The following is a 20,201-nucleotide window of genomic DNA, read 5'->3' as shown; positions in this document are numbered from 1 at the left end:
CCGCAGCGGAGCGAACGAACACAGCATGAAAGGTCCGTCTCTTGCGCACCCTGTACCCGCCCATCGAACCGTACGACTCGGGCATGCTCGACGTCGGTGACGGTCACCGTGTCTACTGGGAGCTGTCGGGTAACCCCTCCGGCAAGCCCGTGGTGTTCCTCCACGGTGGTCCCGGCGGGGGCTGCAACCCCGCCCACCGCAGGCTCTTCGACCCCGAGAAGTACCGCATCCTGCTGTTCGACCAGCGCAACTGCGGTCGTTCCACGCCGCACGCCGGTCGGATGGACGTGGACCTGTCCACCAACACCACCTGGACCCTGGTCGAGGACATCGAGCGTCTGCGCGAGATGGTCGGAGTGGACGCCTGGCAGGTCTTCGGTGGCTCCTGGGGGAGTTGCCTGGCCCTGGCCTACGCCCAGAAGCACCCCGAGCGCGTCACCGAGCTGATCGTGCGCGGCATCTTCACGCTGCGCGACCGGGAACTGCGCTGGTTCTACCAGGAGGGCGCCTCCGAGCTCTTCCCCGACCTGTGGGAGTCCTACCTGGAGCCCATCCCGGAGGAGGAGCGCGACGACCTGATCGCCGCCTACGCGCGCCGTCTGGAGTCCCCGGACCGGGAGGTGCGGTTGGAGGCCGCGCGCGCGTGGAGCGTGTGGGAGGGGTCGACGGTCACCCTCCTGCCCGACCCGGGCCTGCGGGAGCACCACGCGGGCGAGGACTACGCGTTGGCCTTCGCCCGCATCGAGAACCACTACTTCCGCAACAAGGGCTTCCTCACCCCCGAGCAGCTTCTCGAGGGGGTCGACCGGATCCGGCACATCCCCGGCGTGATCGTGCAGGGGCGCTATGACGTGTGCACCCCGATGCGTACCGCCCACGATCTGCACCGGGCCTGGCCGGAGGCGGAGTTCCACGTCGTCGACGACGCCGGGCACGCGTTCAGCGAGCCGGGCATCCTCGACCGGCTGATCGAGGCCACCGACCGCTTCGCGAAGTGATCCGCGCTCGATACGGAGGATCATGAGGGCCCCTCACCGACCGGTGAGGGGCCCTCGCCCGTGAAGGTCGTCGGGGCGGGAATCGTCGAGGATCCCCTAGGGCGCGGAGGCCTTCGTTATCGTGTGGCCACGTGTTCGCCGGGGCGCCCGCGGGCCCCGGGACGAGAGGAGAGCGTCATGCGTGTCGAGGTCGACTTCGACCTGTGCGAGAGCAACGCCCTGTGCATGGGAGAGGCCCCCGAGGTGTTCGAGGTCCGGGACGACGACTTCCTGTATCTGCTCACCGAGGAGCCGGCGCCGGAGCTGCGCGAGAAGGTCCGGCGGGCCGTGCGCCTCTGCCCACGACAGGCCATCACGACACGGGACTGAACCCCGCCGCCTCCAAGGCCTCCGCCCACGTGGTGGGCTTCTCCAGCAGGCTCCGGTAGCGCATGGTGCGCGGGGTGGAGCGCAGTCCGAGCACCCCGACGAGCATCCCCCCGCGCCCCAGGAACGCCACGAACTTCCGGTCCTCCGGAGAGCCGTGCACGAAGGCGACCTCGTCGGCCGGAGCGCCCTGACCCAGGAGTTGGATCTTGCTCTTGTACTGGTCGGACCAGAAGTAGGGCACCGGGGTGAAGGGTGTCCGTCCCGCGCCGGCGAGCAGGTTGCGGGCGGCGGCCTCACCCTGTTCGCCCGCGTTGGTCCAGTGCTCCAGCCGGATCCGCCCACCGTAACGGGGGTGCGGCCAGTCGGCCAGGTCGCCGACGGCGTAGACACCGGGAACGGAGGTCGCGGAGTACTCGTCGCACAGCACCGAGCCGTCCGTGGCCAGGTCCACCCCCGATCCTCGGAGCCACTCGGTGTTCAGGTGGACGCCGATTCCGACCACCACCGCCGACGCCTCGACCGTGGAGCCGTCGGACAGCCGGACCCGTTCCACGTGGTCGGCGCCCTCGTAACCCACCACGCTCACGCCCAGACGCACGTCCACGCCGTTGTCCAGGTGCGCCCGGACGAGGATCTCGCCGATCCTCGGGTCGAGGACCCGGGTCATCGGGGTCGGCGCCGCCTCGACCAGGGTCACCTCCATGCCGACGGAGCGGGCGCTCGCGGCGACCTCGGCGCCGACGAACCCTCCGCCGACCACCACCAGGCGTCCGGAGGAGGTGAGCGCCGAACGGACCGCCTCGGCGTCGTCCAACGTGCGCAGCACGTGCACGCCGGGCAGGGACGTGTCGGGCCGTCGGGCCCGTGCCCCGGTGGCCACGATCAGCCCGTCGTAGCGCAGGGCCTCGGCGCCGTCAGGACCCTCGGTCCGCAGTTCCCTCGCCGTCGGGTCCAGGGCCACGGCCCGGGTACCCGGGCGGAAGTCCAGGTCCAGACGGTCGATCTCCTCGTCCTCGCGCAGGCGGAGGGCCCGGTGCCCGGCCAGCGTGCCGGGGGCGTCGTCCGGATCGCCCATGCCGATCCCGGTCAGGACCTCCTTGGACAACGGAGGCCGCGAGTAGGGGCGGTGCGGTTCCTCTCCGACCAGGGTCAGCCGTCCCTCGAAACCCCGCTCGCGCAGGGCCTCGGCGGCGTACAGTCCGGCCATCCCCGCGCCGGCGATGACGATCTGGTCCAGGCTGTCGGACACCGTGGGTTCGCCTCCTCATACGTGTACTCGAACGGTCGCGGTCCTCGAGGACCGCGACCGGGTGGATCACAGGGAACGGACCTCGCCCACGACCGCTCCGCCACCGAGGATGTCGGTGGTGAGGCGGTCGGCGATCGGGGAGATGTCCAGGCCCAGGGCCTCGAGGGCGGTCACGCCGACGAGCGTACGCGCCCGGAGCTCGGCGTCGCCGTCGCTGATCTTGACGGCGACGGTCCGGCCGTCGGGGGCGCTCAGCACCAGGACGCCGTCCGCGCCGATCTTGGAGACCAGACCGGGCATCCGGCGCATGAGCTCGGTGTCGATCCGGTCGGTACCCGCGACGTACTCGGGGTGGGCGCTCATCGCCTCCGGGACGGAACGCTCCTGGCTGCCCTCGAGGGAGAGACGCATGCTCTGTAGGCCGCGGGCCAGACCCACGAGGGAGACCGCGAGCTGGGGGGCGCCGCAGCCGTCGACGGCGGTGTGCGCGATCCGCTCACCGCACATGTCCTCGGTGGCCTCGCGCACCAGGAGCTGGAAGGGGTGTTCGGGGTCGAGGTAGTCCTCGGTGCTCCACCCCCGGGCCACGCAGGCGGCCAGCATGCCGGCGTGTTTGCCGGAACAGTTCATGTACAGGGGGGAGGCGGAGCGGCCCTCGGCCAGGAACGCCGCGCGCGCCGCCCTGCCGCCGGGGACGTCGGCCGGACAGCGCAGGTCGTCCGCGCTCAGACCGGCGTCGGCCAGGATCCTCTCGGCCTCGGCGAGGTGGAAGTCCTCACCGTTGTGGCTGCCCGCTGAGATGGCGAGGGAGGTGCCTTCGAGGCGGGCCCCGGCCCGCAGCATCGCCAGGGCCTGGAAGGGCTTGGCGGAGGAGCGGGGGAACATGGGGTCGTGTACGGGGCCGCGGGCGTAGGAGATCTCGCCTTCGGGGGAGAGACCGACGACGGCCCCATAGTGGACGCCCTCGCGCATGCCGGAGCGGACCACCTCCGCCAGGGGGACGTAGCCGGGCAGCGGGGTCTGGGTCATGAGGGGATCTCCTCGCCGTTGATGTCGATCGGTGGGCGTCCCGTGAGACGGCGGGGGCCGAGGTGGTCGGACCCCGGACGACGTCGGGCACGCGTAGAAACGTACACAAGGTCGGGCTTCTTCCCCGAGGCGGTGGGCCCTTCCCGGGGGCGGGCCGAAAAGCCCGGGGATCACCGTTGTCCGTACCGGGCAGTATGGTCGTTGCCGGTGGTTGACCACCGATGACCGTGAGGTACGACGACCCGAGAGGTGAGGACGACGATGGGAACGCTGCGGACGGGTGCGCTGACCCGAAGAAGGGTCGGGACTCCGGCGGCGGACCTGGAGTACGCGGTCCTCGACGTCGAGACGACCGGTCTCGATCCGCGCGAGGGGGCCCGGCTGGTGGAGATCGCCGTGGTCCGGGTGCGGGGCGACGGTCGGATCGTGGACGAGTTCAGCACCCTGGTGGACCCTCGGGCCCCGATCGGTGGTCGGGAGTTCCACGGGATCGGCGAGTCCGACGTGCTCGGCGCTCCCCGAGCGGAGGAGATCGTCCCCCGGATCGCCCGGCTGCTCTCCGGCGCGGTGGTGGTCGGCCACAACCTGGACTTCGAGGAGCGCTTCCTCGCCTCGGAACTGGTGCCCGCGGGTCTCCCCGAGGGGCAGTCGGGTCTGTGCACGCTTCGGGCCCTGCGCTCACAGCTGGATCTGGCCCGTTACTCGCTGCCGCGCGCCTCGTACCTGCTCAGCGGTGACTGGCCTACCGGGCAGCACACCGCCTTGGGGGACGCGCGGGCCTGCGCCAAGCTCCTCGTGGAGATGATCGGGAACGCCCCGGGCGAGCTGCGCTACACCGGCCCGGCGCCCCGATTCCTCCAGGGCGACGCCCCGGAGGAGACCCCGGTGCGCTGGAAGCCGCGCACCACCTCGGGCGCGGGCGGGTGGGCGCCCCGCGGCTCGTGGTCGGCGCGGTGGCGACCGCGTGAGCTCGACGCGCGCCTGTGCGGCGGGGCCTTCCGTGACGCCGAACGGGAGGCGGCCGAACAGGCCGCCCGCCGTGAGACGTTGGTGCGCGAACGGTGGGCGCTGGCCGCGGGGCTGACCGGTGGGGTCGCCGCCACGGTGGCGGGGGGCCTCCTGCTGCGCATGGCCGGGGCCGCTCGCGGCTGAGCCGGGTCCCGGCCGGGTCCTCAGAGCCCGGACAGCCCCAGGAAGAAGGCCACGATCAGCGCGCTGCCGCCGATGGCGGTGAACACGGCGCGACCCTGTTCGGTGAGTCTGGCGTCGGCCAGACGTGGCCGGAGCGCCGTCACGGTGCGTTGGGCGGTGGCGACACCGCCTCCGGGGCGGGGTCGGTCCAGGCGCTCGGGCGCGATCCGGGGCACCTTGTTGAACATGGCGATCGACACCAGGACGGCGCCGACGGCGATCAATGCGAGGGTCACTTCGGAGAGGGCCTTACGGAGGTCGAGGGACGGATGAGGGAACGGCCCGAGGGAGGGCCGACCCGTCTCGTTCCCCGTGTTCTTCCTCTTCATGCGGTTCTTCGATGGCCGTACACGGCCACCGTCGGTTAGAGCCGGACCGTTATCGCACAGGGTTCATGTTCCGTCACTTTGAGTGTTCATACTGGTGGGGGGAGGCAGGATCGTGTCGATGATCTCGGTCTCCACGCCGAGCGCGCGCAGGACGAAGCGGGTCACCAGGGCGTGGCTCTCCTCGAGATCGATCTCCCCGTTCGCCATCGGCAGCCGTTGGGAGCCCACCATGGACAGGGTCAGTCCGGCGACGCGCTCCGAGGGCAGCCGATCGAACTCCCCGAGGACGGCGCCCTCGTCGAGGATCTCGGTGAGCAGGCGCTGCATCGGGGCGACGTGCGAGGCCAGGGCCTGGTAGGCGTCGGGGCCGAGGCTGGCGCCGAGTTCGGCCGCCGGCGGGTGCGGATGGGCCACGATGCCCTCCAGTTGGAGGCGCACGAAGGCCGAGAGCCGACGGGAGGCCGAGACCCCCGAGGGGAGTTCGCGTCTGTACCGCTCGACGAACGCGGCGTTGACCTGTTCGGTGAAGGCCAGGAGCAGGGCGGGCTTGTCGGGGAAGTAGTTGTACAACGCGGTGCGGGTGATGCCCGCGGCGTTGGCCACGTCGGTCATGGAGACGCGGTCGATCCCCCGTGCCCGGGTCAGCGTGTCGACGGCGTCCAGGATGCGTTCCCGTGTGCGGGCACGGTGAGCGGCGATGGTCGGAGCCGTGATCTTGGGCATGTTCCTATGGTGGCACGCCGGAGGGGGGACACCGGTGCGCGCGATCCTCTCCCCGCCCCCGATGAGGCGGGGAGAGGAGGACGTCAGACGTGGTGCCGTCCCAGATCGGCCAGGACCTCGGTGTTGAGCCGGTAGGCCAGGCGGGTCTCCTCGATCAGGAGCCCGGCGGCGGCCTCGTCGAGTTCCAGGGCGTCGAGACGGTCGCGGTAGTCGGAACGGAAGCGGGGGAGCGAACCCAGGGCGCCGAAGTCGTAGAAGGCCGTGCCCGCGCCCTTCTCGAACCTGTAGGTCTCGACGGCGACGCGTCGGATGAACTGCCCGCCGGAGACGTCGCCCATGTAACGGGTGTAGTGGTGGGCCACGAAGCCCTCGGGGTGGTCGACCATCTGCTCTATGCGCGCCACGTAGGTACGGGTGGGGCGTGAGGGGGAGATCCGGTCGCGCCACTCGGAGCCGAGCAGGTGTTCCAGGTCCCTCTCCAGGGCGGGCACACGCTCCAGTTCCGGACGATGGAAGCCGCCGGCCACGGGGTGGTCGGCCAGTTCTCGGGCCACTCCCTCCAGGGCGACGTAGGCGAAGTGGTGCTGGGCGACCATGGCGGTGTATCCGTCGAGGGGCAGCTCCCCTTCGAGCAGGGCCTTGGTGAAGCCGTGGTGTTCGGCGGTGGAGTGGTCGTTCCAGGTGGCGTTCTTGAGGCGCTGGGAGAACGGGTCGGGGGCGGTCGTCGTGGGGGGCGGCGTCGTCACGCTCATCGACACTCTCCACCTTCCGTCGAGGAATTTTCATGACATGATGTCATTTACGCGAACGGTTCTGTCAAGGTGGATATGACAACCCGTCGTGAAAAAGGTACGAAAGGGCATCGATCGTGCGTCGAATCACAGCGGGAGAGTCGGGGCCCATGTGACCCACGGCCTGTCGCGGACGGGTGACACCGTGTCGACGGAGGGTGGAGGAGACCGAGGAGAGGGGGCTTACGCTCTCGCTCACCGGCGGCGGTTCCACGCCCCGACGTTGGATGTGTCTCGTCTCGTCCGCTGGTCAACTGGTCGGTCGGGCGATTATCGTTTGGATGTCGTGCGGTCCGAACCGCCGGGAAGACCCGAGGCGTTCCCTCGGGCCTCTCGCATGACAAGACAGGACGTCCCGCGGACCGCGAACCTAGAGGCGATGAGTGGATACCAGGAGAACAGGGCACCATCCCGTGATGGTGATCGGTGACGGAGCGGCAGGGTCCGCCGAGGGCACCGTCGTGAACGGCGGAGCCTCCCTGGGTGACGACACCGTCCTGGACGACCGGGTGGAGGCTACCGTCGAATCGGTTGACGTTCTGCTGATCGAGGACGATCCCGGCGATGCCTTCCTCGCCGAGGAACTCCTCGCCGACACCGCCCTGACCACCCACATCACCTGGGTGTCCACGCTCAAGGCCGCACGCGCGCACCTCACCGACTTCCGGGGTTGCGTCCTCCTGGACCTCAACCTTCCGGACGGGCACGGCCTCGACCTCCTGCGCGAGGTCCTCGACACCGCGCCCTCGGCCGCCGTCGTGGTCTTCACCGGCCTGGACGACGAGCACGAGGGCATCGCCGCGGGCGCACAGGACTACCTGGTCAAGGGGCAGGTCGACGGTTCCCTGCTCGCCCGCAGCCTGCGTTACTCCCTGGAACGCCGTCGCGCCGACGAGAACGCCCGCCAGCTCCGCGAGGCCCGGATGCGCGCCCGCGAGAACATGCGGCTGGAACGCGGTCTGCTGCCGCAGGTCCTGCTCGACAGTTCCCCCCTGAGCCACCGCGCCTACTACCGCCCCGGACGCAAACGCGCCCTGGTCGGCGGTGACTTCTACGACGCGGTCGAGAAGGACGGCACCACCCACGTCATCATCGGCGACGTCAGCGGCCACGGCCCCGACGAGGCGGCCCTCGGCGTCAGCCTCCGCATCGCCTGGCGCACCCTGGTCATGAGCGGGATCAGCGAGGAGCGGGTCCTGCCCAACCTCGAGGAGCTGTTGGCCACGGAGCGGGCGCAGGAGGAGATGTACGCGACGCTGTGCATGACCAGCCTCGATACCGGCAGTGACCGTGCCCGGGTGCGCAGCCTCGGTCACCCGCCGCCCATGATCGTCAAGGGCGGGGTCGCCGAGGAGATCCAGGCCGTGCCCCAGCCGCCCCTGGGCGTCTTTCCGGTCGATCAGGACGAGTTCACCGAGGTCGTCCTGCCCCGGGGCGTCAGTCTGCTCTTCTATACCGACGGCCTGGTCGACGCCTACGACGGCGGTCCGCCCGCGCGGTTGGAGGTCGCCGGACTGCGTCGCCTGGTCAACGGGGTCCTCGGCCAGGGCGTGGCCCTGAACAATCTGCCCGAACACCTGGTGGACGAGGCCGAGCGCAGCAACGGGGGGCCGTTGCAGGACGACGTGGCGATGCTGCTCATCACCCACGGAGAGCCTGAGTGAACCCCACGGGGGAGGAAGACCACACCATGGACACCGAGTCCGCCATCGGCTCCGGACAGGACGGGGGGGCGGGCCCGGGAACGGAACGGGACGGTCGTGGCCCCGTCTCGTTCGTCAGGATCACCGACTCCTGGGACCGGCCCGCCCGCCGCTCCTGGAGCCTTCGCCGCAGGGTCACCAGCCTGCTGGCGGTGGTCGCCGTCGTACTGGTGGTGGCCGTCTCGGTGATCACCCTCGCCGCCTTCCAGGCCCGCGATTCCCTGACACTCCAGGTCGAGTCGCTCACCCCGGGGCTGAGCACCGTCGAACAGACCCGCTCGGCCTATCTGAGCCAGGACCACGCCCTGCGCGGCTACATCCTCACCGGTGACCGGGAGTTCCTGGAGCCCTACGTCGAACAGCGCAGATCGCTGGCCGAGTACCGCAACGCCCTCACCGAGCTCGCCGCCGAGAACGAGGAGGTCGCCCCCAAGATCGAGGAGCTCATCGCGGCGGGCGACGTCTGGAGCAAGGAGTTCGCCGAACCGGTAGCCGAGAAGGTCCGGGAGGGGGAGACCCCGACCCAGGAGGACCTCCAGCGCGGCCGGGTGCTCTTCCTCGAACTCAACCGGGCCGCCGACGCGACCACCAACCACCTGGAGCGGGAGATCGCCGACGCCCAGAGCGGTCTCACCCTGGCCACCCAGCAGGTGGTGGCGCTGCTCGTGCTCGTCGGCCTCGTCGTGGTGTTCCTGTCGGTGTTCCTGTGGGTGATGCTCCAGCAGTGGGTGCTGCGTCCCCTGGAGGAGTTGGCCGGGCACATGCGTCAGGTCTCCGAGGGTTACTACGCGCACCGCATCTCCCTGCACGGCCCTCCGGAGATCGTCCAATTGGGCAACGACGTGGACGCCATGCGCGAGCGCATCGTGCAGGACCTGGACGAGGTGGCCTCGGCCCGGCGCAAACTCCAGGAGCAGTCCAGTCTGCTGGAGCACCAGACCGAGGAGCTGCGCCGCTCCAACCTGGAGCTGGAGCAGTTCGCCTACGTCGCCTCGCACGACCTCCAAGAGCCGTTGCGCAAGGTCGCCAGCTTCTGTCAGCTCCTCCAGCGTCGTTACCACGGTCAGCTGGACGAGCGCGCCGACTCCTACATCGACTTCGCGGTCGAGGGCGCCAAGCGCATGCAGACGCTCATCAACGACCTGCTGGCCTTCTCCAGGGTGGGGCGGACCAAGAACTTCGCCCCCGTCGACATGAACGTGGCCCTGGACGACGCCCTGAGCAGCCTCGAGACGCGTCTGGAGGAGGCGGACGCCGTCATCACCGGTGATCCGCTGCCCACGATCCAGGGCGACCGCACCCTTCTCACCCAGGTCTTCTTCAACCTGGTCGGCAACGCGGTCAAGTTCCGCGGCGAGGACCCGCCCGAGGTGCACATCACCGTCGAACGACAGGGCGACGAGTGGGTCTTCTGCTGCTCCGACAACGGCATCGGGATCGAACCCCAGTACGCCGAGCGCATCTTCGTCATCTTCCAGCGCCTGCACACCCGCGACAAGTACACCGGGACCGGGATCGGCCTGGCCATGTGCAAGAAGATCGTCGAGTTCCACGGTGGCCGGATGTGGCTCGACACCGGGACACAGGACGCGGAGAACCCCGAGGAGTCCGAAACCTCCGACGAGGCGGACTCCGGGCGGACCGGAACCCGCATATGCTGGACCCTGCCCGTCGACACCGAGGCGGAGGCCGAGGAAACGGTCTCCGAGGAGGAAACCGAAGCGGCCGCCACGGTCGTTAACGCAGTCGAGGGCACCGAGGCTGCCGAATCCGCCCCCGCGGAGGAGGCTCCGACGGCCGCACGAGAGTCCGGCACCGACGACACGGAGAGCGTTCCCCCCGGCCCAGAACCGGACGGGGGAGACCACCCCGTGTCCGAGGAGGCCGGCGATACGGCACCGCCCGGTCACCGGTCGGGGCCCGTATAGGGGTCTGGAAGCTTGAGCGAGGTCATGTTGGTGCATCCCATTGAGGTGCTGCTGGTCGAGGACGATCCCGGTGACGTCCTGATGACCAAGGAGGCGTTCGAGGAACACAAGCTGGGCAACCGCCTGCACGTGGTCTCCGACGGCGTCGAGGCGCTCCGCTTCCTGCGTCGTGAAGGGGAGTTCGCCGACGCCCCGCGCCCTCACCTGATCCTCCTCGACCTCAACCTGCCGCGTAAGGACGGTAGGGAGGTCCTCCAGGAGGTCAAGAACGACGACGACCTCGCCCACATCCCGGTGGTCGTGCTCACCACGTCCGAGGCCGAAGAGGACGTGCTGCGCAGCTACCGTCTGCACGCCAACGCCTATGTGCCCAAACCGGTGGACTTCGAGCAGTTCATCCGCGTGGTGCGCCAGATCGACGACTTCTTCGTCACCGTGGTCCGCCTGCCCAAGGGCTGAATCGGGGCCGTCCTCTCCCGGATCCGACGGTCCGGGGGCGCGTTCGTCGCGGCAGAACGGGTGGGTGCGACGGTTTTTCGTTACGGTAAGGGGTATGAGCCTGCCGGAACCGCGTGACCCCGCCGGTCCCTACCGCGTCAGTGTGGTGTGCCTGGGCAACATCTGCCGTTCTCCCATGGCGGAGAAGGTGCTCACCGCCGACCTCGAACGTGCCGGAATCGGCGACCTCGTCGAGGTCGACAGCTTCGGTACGGGAGGTTGGCACGTCGGCGACGGGATGGATCCCCGAGCCACGTCCACGCTGCGAGTGCACGGGTACCTCACCGATCACACCGCCCGTCGATTCTCCGCCGAGCGTCTGGCCGACCGGGACCTGGTCCTGGCCATGGACCTGGACAACCTGGACGAGTTGCGCCGCGCCGTCGACGAACGCGGGGAGGAGTTCGGCTTCGACCCCGCACGGCTGCGGTTGTTCCGTTCCTTCGCCCCCGACAGCGGCCCCAACCCCGAGGTGCCCGACCCCTATTACGGGGGCGACGACGGCTTCACTGCGGTGCTGAACATGGTCGAGGCCGCGTCCAAGGGGCTGACCGGCGCGCTCGTCGCCCGGTTGCGGGACTGACGGGTGGACGAACCGATGGCGCGCTCCTTCGGCTCCGGGGACGGGGATGACGGCGCGAGACGGGGCGGTCGCGACCCGCTCGCCGGCACGCTCGCCGACCGGGTCTCCGCCGTGCTCGGCCTCCGTGTACGGCGCGCGGCCCGGGCCGGCGCCAGCCACGACTGGACCCTGTCCTACGCCGAACTGAGCGATGGCACCCGTCTGTTCGTCAAGTCCACGGCCCGAGGAGAAGGGGCCACGGGCGTGTTCGAGGCGGAGGCCCGCGGCCTGGAATGGCTGGGCAGATGCTTCGGGTCTCCGGTGATCACACCCTTGGCCTGGGATGAGCGCATCCTCGTCCTGCCCCTGGTGGAGCAGCGTGATCCGACCCCGGCCGCGGCCGAGCGCCTGGGCCGGCAACTCGCCGGAACCCATCTGACCGGGGCGGGCTCCTTCGGAGCCGACTGGCCCGGCTACATCGGCCCCCTTCCCCTGGACAACACCCCGGCGCGCGACTGGCCGCGCTTCTACGCCGAACAGCGGCTGCGCCCCTACCTGCGCCAGGCGTTGGACCAGGGGGCGCTGACCCCCTCCGACGCACGCGTGATCGAACGCGTGGTGGACTCGGTCGAGGAGCTGGCGGGGGAGCCGGAACCCCCGGCCCGGATCCACGGCGACCTATGGAACGGGAACGTGCTCTGGCGCGAGCGCGACGCGGTGCTCATCGACCCGGCCGCGCACGGTGGACACCGGGAGGCCGATCTGGCGATGCTGGCCCTGTTCGGCCTGCCCCATCTGGACCGTGTCCGGGACGCCTACAACGAGGTGGCCCCTCTGTCGTCGGGGTGGCGGGGGCGGGTGGCCCTGCACCAGATGCACCCTCTGCTGGTCCACCTGTGCCTGTTCGGCGCCGCCTACCGGACGACGGCGCTGGAGACGGCCAAGGCCGCGCTCCGGGGGAGCTGAGGGAACGGCGGGCTCTCCGAGCGGGTGAGACGGGCCCCGCCCCGGCCGGAGCCGTACATTGGACCCATGGCCAACGCGATCGACGGCCCGTTCCAGGGCGCTCCCGCACACGATGGACCCGAGTTGCACGTCGCCCTCATCGGCTACGGCAAGGGCGGCGAGGTCTTCCACGCCCCGCTCATCGACGCGGTACCCGGACTGTGCCTGTCCGCCGTGGTCACCGGGGACCCCGAGCGGGCCCGCTCGGCCTCGGAACGCTATCCGGGCATCACCGTCCACCCCACCGTCGAGGACCTGTGGGCCGACGCCGGCCGCTACGAGATCGCCGTGATCAGCACCCCCAACGACACCCACGCGCCGCTGGCCCGCGCGGCGATGGAGGCCGGGCTCGCGGTGGTCGTGGACAAACCGTTCGCGCTCACCTCGGCTCGGGCCCGCGAGCTGACCGACCTGGCCGGAGAGCTCGGCCAGGTGCTCACCGTCTACCAGAACCGGCGGTGGGACGCCGACTTCCTCACCCTGTGGGGGCTCATCGAGGAGGGCACGCTGGGGCGTGTGCACCGTTTCGAATCGCGCTTCGAACGCTGGCGTCCCCGGGCCAAGGACACCTGGCGGGAGAGCGGAGAGGCGGAGGACGGCGCGGGGATCCTCTACGACCTGGGGCCGCATCTGATCGACCAGGCCGTCAACCTGTTCGGGCCGGTCGTGTCCGTCTACGCCGAGGTGGACGCCCGACGCGAGGGCGTGCGCGCGGACGACGACGTCTTCCTCGCCCTACAGCACGCGCGCGGCACCCGCTCCCATCTGTGGATGAGCGCCCTGAGCGCGCAGGAGGGGCCTCGCTTCCGGGTGTTGGGCGATCGGGGCGCCTATACGACGTGGGGCATGGACGGGCAGGAGGCCCGGTTGGTCGCGGGGGAGCGCCCGGACGCGGCCGACTGGGGAGAGTCGCCCGAGGACCGGTGGGGGACGCTCTCCATCGACGGTCGTACCGAGAAGGTCCCCGCCGTGCGCGGCGCCTACCAGGAGTTCTACGCGGGCGTGCGCGACGCGGTGGGCGAGGCCGATCCGCTGCCGGTCGACCCGCACGAGGTGATCCACGGACTGGAGATCATCGAGGCCGCCCGTCGCAGTGCCCGTACCCGCTCCGTGGTGGAGCTCCCCATCGGTTGAGCGCGAGCGTCACGAGGCGGCGGTGCACCGGCGTTCGACGACTCCCTCGCGTTCGACGGTGGAGATCCCCTCGCGGCGTAGACGGTCCCTTCCCCAGAACCCGAGCGGTTCGAGGGCCCGGTTGAGCGCGATCCCGTGCTCGGTCAGGGAGTACTCCACCCGCGGCGGCACCTCCGGATGGACCTCTCGGTGGATCAGCCCGTCCTGCTCCATCTCCCGCAGGTGCTGGGTCAGCATCTTCTCGCTGACCCCGGTCAGGCCGCGACGGAGTTCCGCGAACCGGCGGATCCCGTGATGTTCCAGCTCCCAGAGGATCAGGACCTTCCACTTGCCGCTCACCACGTCCATGGCGGCGTCGAGGCCACAGACGTAGGGTCCACGTCTCGGTGCTCGGGTCATCGTGGCCTCCTGTACTTACCCGAAGGTGCGTACCCCAGTAAAAAGTGCGTACTTCCGCAAACGTATCCGAGCCGATCACGATGGGGGCATCCGAGAGAACGAAGTGGAGAACGAGATGAAGAACGACGGGGTGACGAAGGGATCGGTCGCCCTTCTGGGGCTCGGCGCGATGGGGCGGGTACTCGCGGAACGGCTCCTCGACGCCGGACATCCGGTGACGGTCTGGAACCGGACCCCGGGCCGGGACACGGAGCTCGTGGAACGCGGGGCACGGCGAGCGGAGACGGTACGGGAGGCGGTCACCGCCGCGACGACCGTCGTCACCTGCCTCTTCGACCACGCGTCGGTGCGGGAGACACTCGAACCGGTGGGCGCCGACCTGGCCGGCAGGACTCTGGTCGACCTCACCACGACGACCCCGAACGAGGCCCGATGGCTGGGCGGATGGGCCGAGGAACGGGGCATCGAGCACCTCGACGGCGCCATCATGGCGACCCCGTCGATGATCGGCGCCCCCGAGGCGTCGCTCCTCTACAGCGGGTCCGCCGAGGCCTTCGGACGCCACAGGACCCTCTTCGAGGTCTGGGGGAGCGCCACCTACGACGGAGCGGACCACGGGGCGGCGTCGCTGTTCGACCTGGCCCTCCTGTCGGGGATGTACACGATGTTCACCGGTTTCGCGCACGGGGCCGCCATGGTCACGTCGGCGGGGGTCACCGCGGAGGAGTTCGCCCATCGATCCGCACGGCTCCTGTCCGCCATGACCGGGGTGTTCCCGATGACGGCGAAGGTGATCGACGAGGGCGACTACACGGGGCCCGGGCAGAGCCTCGAATGGACCGCCACGGCCTTGGACACCATCGCGCGCGCCTCGGCCGAGCAGGGGGTCTCTCCCGGGCCGATCGAGATGACACGGGCGCTCGTCCTCGCCCAGATCGAGGCCGGATACGGGAACGAGAACTCCGATCGGATCTACGAGGAGCTGCGGGCCGGGTGACCCGGTGATCCGAGGAGGGGCGAGGGGCCCGGTCGAGCCGTGCGTTCGAGCGGGCCCCATCGTGCGGGGCGCCCTCCGGATCGTCCTCGGGCGACCTCCCTCCTCCCCCGTGGCCCTATGTTGGAGGGAGGTTGCCCAGGCTTTTCACACACCGAAGGAGACACGCCGTGGCCCAGGTTCTCGTGGTCGCCGACGACCTCACCGGGGCCAACGCCACCGGTGCCAGGTTCGCCCGCACCGGGATGCGGGTGGCCACCGTGACCCCGGAGCACGTCAGCCGGGTCGCGGGGGACTACGACGTGGTCGTGGCCAACCTGGACAGTCGCCACGTGCCCGGGGAACAGGCGGCCGACCTGGTCACCGACGTCATCGAGGCGGTGTGGCCGGTCGGGCTGGTGGTCAAGCGCACCGACACCACGCTGCGCGGGAACGTGGGCGCCGAGGTCGAGGCCGCCTACGAGGCCGTACGAGACGGGGTGGGGCCCGGAACCCGTGTGCGCGTTCTGTTCACCCCGGCCTTTCCCGGAGCGGGGCGGACCACCGAGGGCGGCTCCCAGTTCCTCCACGGCAGTCCGCTGGAGGATACCGAGGTGGCCTTGGATCCGCTCTCGCCGATGACCACGAGCGTGGTCGAGGACATCCTGCGCGCCCAGAGCGACCTCGCCGTGCGCCACGTGCCCCTGCGACAGGTCACCCGGGAGATGCTCACCGCCGAGCTGCTCGCCGGAGACGAACCGGTGGTCGTGTGCGACGCGACCTCCGAACAGCATCTCACCGACATCGCTGAGGCGGCGGCCGCGGCGCATCATTCCGAGGGCGTCGTGTGGGTGGCGGTCGATCCGGGGACGACGGGCGCCCTGTTGGCCTACGCCCTACGCCTGCGGGGCCAGGCGGGGAGTCGGGGCCCGCTGTTGGCGGTGACCGGCAGCACCACCGATCTCACCCGCCGCCAGCTCGCCACGGTGGCCCGCACCGGCGCGGTCCGCTTCGTCGACGTGGACGCCGTCGAACTGAGCGACCCCGAGAGCGATCACGCGGACCGTGTCACGGCCCGGCTCATCGAGCACCTGTCCTCCTCCGGCTTCCCCGAGCTGTGCGTGCTGCGGGTGACCACGTCCTCGGAGCGGATCAGAGGGCTTCCGCCCCAGGCCCGGGCGGAACTGCCCGGGCGTCTGGCGAGCGTGGTCTCCGAGGCGGTCGACGAGCTCGCCGACACCGTCGGCGCGCACGCCCTGCCCAGCGGGCTCTATCTGACCGGCGGCGACCTGGCCGCCAGCGTCCTCGACGAGCTGGGCGTGCACGCCTTCGACGTGGGGGGCGAGGTGGTCCCCCTGGCCGTGCACGGACACCTGAGCGGAGGGCCCCTCGACGGCACGCCCGCCATCGCCAAGGGCGGCATGGTGGGCGACGACATCACCCTGGTCGAGTGCCTGGCCAAGCTCCGTCGGGCGGTCCAGGCACGCCTCCACCAGGTCCATTCCGAGGTCTCCGAGCACGTGATCCCCACCCCCGACCTCTGAGCGGGGACGGCCCGTTCAGGCGGAGCGGGGCGCGACGTGGGCGACGACGAGCTTGTCGACCAGTTCGGCCAGCACCTCCGGAGCCTCCAACGGTCCCATGTGACCCAGCCCGGGGATCTCCCGGACCTCCTCCAGGTTCTGGACGAGATCGCCGATGTGGCGGGCGTGCCAGAGCGGGGTGAGCTTGTCCTCGGTGCCGCCGACCACGATGGTGGGCGCCGTGATCCGCCGGACGGAGTCGTCCAGGTCCAGGGTGGTGAGGACCCGACCCCACTCGCCGCGGGGGACACCGCCGCAGTCGTGGACCAGCCTGGCGCACAGCCGCCGGGTGGCCTTGTCGGCGCCGCCGCCCATGACGAGGTACTTGAAGATCCTCGCGCTGACCGGGTTGGCGGGGCCCAGAGGGAGCGGAGCGGTCAGAAAGATCCTCGACCCCAGGGTGCCCAGGGGGCCGGGCAGCGGGATCGCGGTCGACCTGCGGGCCAGGTCGGTGCAGCCGGTGTTGGTGAGCAGCACCGCGGCGACCCTGTCGCGGAAGACCGCGCGCGGGGCCGAGGCCATGATGGTCATACCGCCCATGCTGTGCCCCGCCACCAGGACCTTCTCGCCCTCGGGGACGGTGGCCTCCAGCACGGCGCACAGGTCGTCGGCCAGTTTCCCGGTGCCGTATCCGGCCCGTGTGAGCGGGGTCTGGCTGCGGCCGTGCCCGCGCTGGTCGTAGAGGACCACCCGCAGGTTCTCGTCGAGTCTGCGGACCACGGGCCCCCAGGAGGCGAGGGAGGTCGACCAGCAATGGGAGAGGACCACGGTCGGGCCGTCGGCCGGACCGCGGACCTCCACGTGGAGTCGGGTGCCGTCGGCGGAGTGGACCTGGAGTTCCTGTGCGTGGTCCACGTGTCGTGTCGCGATGGGGATCACCTCTCGAATGACGGATCCGGAACGGACGCGCCGCGACGGCCTGCGGGGCCGCCGCGGCGCGGTGAGGGTGTCCCTCCAGGTCGGCGCGTGGCCTGGAGGGACGTCTTGTGTCCCCCTCGGTCGTCAGTCGTCCTCGATGACGATCCGGGGGACCGCGAAGGGAGGGGCGCCCGCTCCGTTGACCGGGTGACCGCCCCACAGGTTGGGCGCGTCGAGGGTGCCCACGCCCTTGTGGCCGTCCGGTGTGCGGACCACGACGGTGCGCACACCGTCCTCGTAGGCCTTGGTGATCCCGGGCTCCGCGGCGAGACGGCCGGTCCACCGGTAGTCGCCGGTGAGGGGGGAGAAGTGGCCGGCCAGGTGCGCCGCGACCTCCACGCCCTCCTCGGCCTCCTCGGAGAACAGGACCGTGACCGTGCCCCGGTACTCCTCCTCGTCGTCACCGAACCCGCTCATGGTGTTCCTCCTTCGTCAGACCGCGGACCGGGCCGCGGCCTCGTCCCTCCTCGCCGAACGGATACGGCGCAGGTCGTAGTTGTGCGGGTCGAACCAGCGGGTGCGCAGCGCGTAGTTCCAGGTGAAGGTGGGCCACAGCGTGGTGTTGCGGCCCTCCTCGTTCAGGTACCAGCTGTCACAGCCGCCGGTCACCCAGACGGTGCCCCGCATCGACCTGTGCACCATCTCGTTGTAGGCGCGCTGGGCCTCGGCCCGGGGCTCCAGACGGTCCACACGGTTGCGGCAGGCGTACTTGAGCGCCTCCATCGTGTACCGGATCTGGGCCTCGATCATGAAGACCTGCGACGTGTGCCCCAGCCCGGTGTTGGGCCCGGCGAGGACGAACGCGTTCGGGAAACCGTTGACGGTGGTGCCGCGGAAGGCCTGGACGTCGGCGCCCCAGTGCTCGGCGAGGGAGCGGCCGCGTGCGTCGTGGATGCGGTGGGCGATGGGCGGGTCGGTGACCTGGAAGCCGGTTCCGAGGATGATCGTGTCGACCTCGTGCTCGGTCTCGGCCCCGGACGCGTCCCGGGTGACCACGGAGTTCGGCCGGATCTCGACGATCCCGTCGGTGACCACGTCGACGTTGGGTCGGGCGAGGGCGGGGTAGTAGTCGTTGGACATCAGGATGCGCTTGCACCCGGCGCGGAAGGTCGGGGTGAGCTTGCGTCGCAGTTCGGGGTCCTTGACCGAACGGTCGATGTTGGCCCGGCCCAGGCGTTCCACGATGCCCAACAGCCGGGGGTTCTTCGCGAAACCGAGGATGTAGGTCTCGCGACCCCAGTAGATGCTCTTGCGGGCGACCTGCTGGGCTCCGGGGATGTTCCGGTAGAGCCAGCTCTCCAGGCGGGTGATGTCGCGGTCGTGCCGGAACATCACCCACGGGGCGGTGCGCTGGAACAGGCTCAACCGGCCGACCTTCGGCTGGATCCTGGGCACGAACTGGATGGCGGAGGCGCCGGTGCCGATCACGGCCACCTTCCGCCCGGTCAGGTCGTGGTCGTGGTCCCACTCGGCGGAGTGGAAGAGGCGCCCCTCGAAGGTGTCGATGCCTTTGATATCGGGCAGTACGGGGTCGGCGAGGGGGCCCGCGCCGCTGATCAGGAACTGCGCGGTGACGGTGCCGCTCGCGGTCTCGATCCGCCAGCGGTTGTCCGCGGGCTCCCAGCGGGCGGCCTTGACGTCGCTGCCGTACCGGACGTGGCGGTGGATCCCGTGTTCTCCGGCGACCCGTCGCATGTAGTCCCGGATCTCGGGCTGGGGGGAGAAGGTCCGGCTCCAGCCCGGGTTGAGGGCGAAGGAGAAGGAGTACAGGTGGGAGGGCACGTCGCAGGCGGCTCCCGGATAGGAGTTGTCCCGCCAGGTGCCGCCGATGTCGTCGGCCCGTTCCAGGACGACGAAGTCGTCGAGCCCGGCCTGCCTGAGACGGATCGCCATGCCGATCCCGGCGAAACCGGTGCCGATGACGGCGACCCGGTAGTGCGGTACTGCTTCGGTCACGTCGCTCTTCCCTTCGTACGTCCGGCCGACGGTCCGCTCCGGCCGACCGGTGAGGATGACCCTCGAAGGCGGGGCGCGTTCCGCCTTCGAGGGGAGGGGTGCCGGGCCCCGGGAGCGTGGCGCGTTCGCTCCCGGAACCCGACGTCTGGGACCGCCGTCGGAAGACGTGGCGCGTTTCGTCTTCCGACGGCGGCGTTCGGGAGAGGGACGTCCGGTCCCTCGGCGGTGGTCGGAGCGGCCCCGGAGAAGGCGGGGCCGTGTTCGTTCCCGGGTGTCAGCGGCCGAGGAGGCCGGCCTTCCTCCAGAAGTAGCGTCCCAGCCCGGTGATGGCGCCCGCGGTGTCGAGGGTGCCGACGACCTTGCGGGCCGCCCAGGTCTTGGTCTCGATCCAGTGGGGGTTGCGGCGGGCGACCCGGTAGGCCTCCTTGGGGTCGAGTCCGACCTGCGCGTAGACCTTCGGGTTGATGAGCCGGGTGGCGGAGTAGTAGGTGACCAGCCCCAGGACGATCCGGCTGTAGGCCCTGTTGAGGGCTCCCCGCTCCACCCAGTCGCGCTGGAACTCCTCACGGGCGTAGCGCATGTGCCGGGCCTCCTCGGTCACGTGGATCCGGGCGACCGAGCGTACGAGGGGCAGGATCTGCTCGTCCGGGACGGCCTCGCGCTGGAGCTGGTCCAGCACCTCCTCGACGAACAGGGCGCCCGCGAAGATCAGAGGTCCGTGGGCGATCGCCTTGAAGACCCGTCCCAGGTGGTAGGCGACCGGGTCGAGCCGGTGCGCCTCCCAGCCGAGCTTCTTCACCATCTTGGCGAACATGACGGTGTGGCGGCACTCGTCCGCGATCTCGGTGTAGGCGTACTGGACG

21 protein-coding genes are annotated in these 20,201 nt (G+C 70.4%); 11 read left to right on the top strand and 10 right to left on the bottom strand.

The window, feature by feature from the left end; translation table 11 throughout:
* The first annotated feature begins 41 nt into the window (after positions 1-41).
* Entirely contained in the window at positions 42-998 is a 957-nt protein-coding gene (gene pip / locus D451_RS0124230) for a prolyl aminopeptidase (RefSeq protein WP_014912835.1), read from the top strand.
* 177 nt (positions 999-1,175) lie between these two features.
* Positions 1,176-1,367, top strand: coding sequence for a ferredoxin (locus tag D451_RS0124225; protein ID WP_014909814.1), 192 nt, complete (start codon positions 1,176-1,178; stop codon positions 1,365-1,367).
* Here the strand turns inward: D451_RS0124225 and D451_RS0124220 are convergent.
* Together D451_RS0124220 and D451_RS0124215 are read right to left on the bottom strand one after the other, a co-directional pair.
* Entirely contained in the window at positions 1,351-2,616 is a 1,266-nt protein-coding gene (locus tag D451_RS0124220; protein WP_017536336.1) for an NAD(P)/FAD-dependent oxidoreductase, read from the bottom strand. The two genes, D451_RS0124225 and D451_RS0124220, sit on opposite strands and share 17 nt — an antisense overlap.
* A 66-nt stretch (positions 2,617-2,682) precedes the next feature.
* Positions 2,683-3,645, bottom strand: coding sequence for an asparaginase (locus D451_RS0124215; protein WP_017536335.1), 963 nt, complete (start codon positions 3,643-3,645; stop codon positions 2,683-2,685).
* Positions 3,646-3,906: 261 nt separating this feature from the next.
* On the opposite strand from D451_RS0124215, the gene D451_RS0124210 reads away from it, so the two are divergent.
* Positions 3,907-4,797 (top strand): 3'-5' exonuclease, encoded by an 891-nt coding sequence (locus D451_RS0124210; RefSeq protein WP_014911650.1) that lies wholly within the window; start codon positions 3,907-3,909, stop codon positions 4,795-4,797.
* 20 nt (positions 4,798-4,817) lie between these two features.
* Here D451_RS0124210 and D451_RS26860 read toward each other — a convergent pair whose 3' ends face one another.
* The 3 genes from D451_RS26860 to D451_RS0124195 form a co-directional block, all read right to left on the bottom strand.
* Positions 4,818-5,072 carry a hypothetical protein gene (locus D451_RS26860; protein WP_026125333.1) on the bottom strand — a complete coding sequence of 85 codons (255 nt, stop codon included), beginning with the start codon at positions 5,070-5,072 and terminating at the stop codon, positions 4,818-4,820.
* A gap of 156 nt (positions 5,073-5,228) precedes the next feature.
* The gene (locus D451_RS0124200) at positions 5,229-5,888 is read right to left on the bottom strand and encodes a TetR/AcrR family transcriptional regulator (protein ID WP_017536334.1); all 660 of its coding nucleotides are present in this window, start codon (positions 5,886-5,888) and stop codon (positions 5,229-5,231) included.
* 83 nt (positions 5,889-5,971) lie between these two features.
* Complete coding sequence (locus tag D451_RS0124195; RefSeq protein ID WP_026125332.1) at positions 5,972-6,640, bottom strand: biliverdin-producing heme oxygenase; 669 nt, start codon at positions 6,638-6,640, stop codon at positions 5,972-5,974.
* A 452-nt stretch (positions 6,641-7,092) separates the two neighbouring features.
* Here D451_RS0124195 and D451_RS0124190 point away from each other — a divergent pair, with 452 nt between their 5' ends.
* From D451_RS0124190 to D451_RS0124165, 6 genes are all read left to right on the top strand, one after another.
* Complete coding sequence (locus D451_RS0124190; RefSeq protein WP_017536332.1) at positions 7,093-8,343, top strand: PP2C family protein-serine/threonine phosphatase; 1,251 nt, start codon at positions 7,093-7,095, stop codon at positions 8,341-8,343.
* A 26-nt stretch (positions 8,344-8,369) separates the two neighbouring features.
* Complete coding sequence (locus D451_RS26855) at positions 8,370-10,310, top strand: sensor histidine kinase (RefSeq protein WP_378628169.1); 1,941 nt, start codon at positions 8,370-8,372, stop codon at positions 10,308-10,310.
* A gap of 24 nt (positions 10,311-10,334) precedes the next feature.
* Positions 10,335-10,769, top strand: coding sequence for a response regulator (locus D451_RS0124180; RefSeq protein ID WP_017536330.1), 435 nt, complete (start codon positions 10,335-10,337; stop codon positions 10,767-10,769).
* A gap of 94 nt (positions 10,770-10,863) precedes the next feature.
* Complete coding sequence (locus D451_RS0124175; protein ID WP_026125331.1) at positions 10,864-11,391, top strand: low molecular weight protein-tyrosine-phosphatase; 528 nt, start codon at positions 10,864-10,866, stop codon at positions 11,389-11,391.
* Between the two features lie 15 nt (positions 11,392-11,406).
* The gene (locus D451_RS0124170; RefSeq protein ID WP_378628235.1) at positions 11,407-12,336 is read left to right on the top strand and encodes a fructosamine kinase family protein; all 930 of its coding nucleotides are present in this window, start codon (positions 11,407-11,409) and stop codon (positions 12,334-12,336) included.
* 66 nt (positions 12,337-12,402) lie between these two features.
* Positions 12,403-13,509, top strand: a complete 1,107-nt coding sequence (locus D451_RS0124165) for a Gfo/Idh/MocA family oxidoreductase (RefSeq protein ID WP_014909163.1) — start codon at positions 12,403-12,405, stop codon at positions 13,507-13,509.
* A gap of 9 nt (positions 13,510-13,518) precedes the next feature.
* Here D451_RS0124165 and D451_RS0124160 read toward each other — a convergent pair whose 3' ends face one another.
* Positions 13,519-13,908 carry a winged helix-turn-helix transcriptional regulator gene (locus D451_RS0124160; RefSeq protein ID WP_014911883.1) on the bottom strand — a complete coding sequence of 130 codons (390 nt, stop codon included), beginning with the start codon at positions 13,906-13,908 and terminating at the stop codon, positions 13,519-13,521.
* 115 nt (positions 13,909-14,023) lie between these two features.
* Between D451_RS0124160 and D451_RS0124155 the strand changes: the two genes are divergently transcribed.
* Complete coding sequence (locus D451_RS0124155; protein ID WP_026125330.1) at positions 14,024-14,905, top strand: NAD(P)-dependent oxidoreductase; 882 nt, start codon at positions 14,024-14,026, stop codon at positions 14,903-14,905.
* 167 nt (positions 14,906-15,072) lie between these two features.
* Positions 15,073-16,425: a four-carbon acid sugar kinase family protein gene (locus D451_RS0124150; protein ID WP_017536325.1), complete on the top strand. Its 1,353-nt coding sequence runs from the start codon at positions 15,073-15,075 to the stop codon at positions 16,423-16,425.
* Positions 16,426-16,440: 15 nt separating this feature from the next.
* Here D451_RS0124150 and D451_RS0124145 read toward each other — a convergent pair whose 3' ends face one another.
* The 4 genes from D451_RS0124145 to D451_RS0124130 all read right to left on the bottom strand — a co-directional run.
* Positions 16,441-17,334, bottom strand: a complete 894-nt coding sequence (locus tag D451_RS0124145; protein WP_026125329.1) for an alpha/beta fold hydrolase — start codon at positions 17,332-17,334, stop codon at positions 16,441-16,443.
* Between the two features lie 132 nt (positions 17,335-17,466).
* Positions 17,467-17,799, bottom strand: coding sequence for a DUF4873 domain-containing protein (locus D451_RS0124140; RefSeq protein ID WP_017536324.1), 333 nt, complete (start codon positions 17,797-17,799; stop codon positions 17,467-17,469).
* 15 nt (positions 17,800-17,814) lie between these two features.
* Positions 17,815-19,338 (bottom strand): flavin-containing monooxygenase, encoded by a 1,524-nt coding sequence (locus tag D451_RS0124135; protein ID WP_017536323.1) that lies wholly within the window; start codon positions 19,336-19,338, stop codon positions 17,815-17,817.
* A gap of 274 nt (positions 19,339-19,612) precedes the next feature.
* Positions 19,613-20,201: AurF N-oxygenase family protein (locus D451_RS0124130; RefSeq protein WP_017536322.1), on the bottom strand; the 589-nt coding region annotated here is incomplete at its 5' end.

The sequence above is a fragment of the Nocardiopsis alba DSM 43377 genome (genome assembly GCF_000341225.1).
Taxonomy (GTDB): Bacteria; Actinomycetota; Actinomycetes; order Streptosporangiales; family Streptosporangiaceae; genus Nocardiopsis; species Nocardiopsis alba.
The sequence above is the reverse complement of the archived record's forward strand: the minus strand, read 5'-3'. Positions and strand labels throughout refer to the sequence as shown.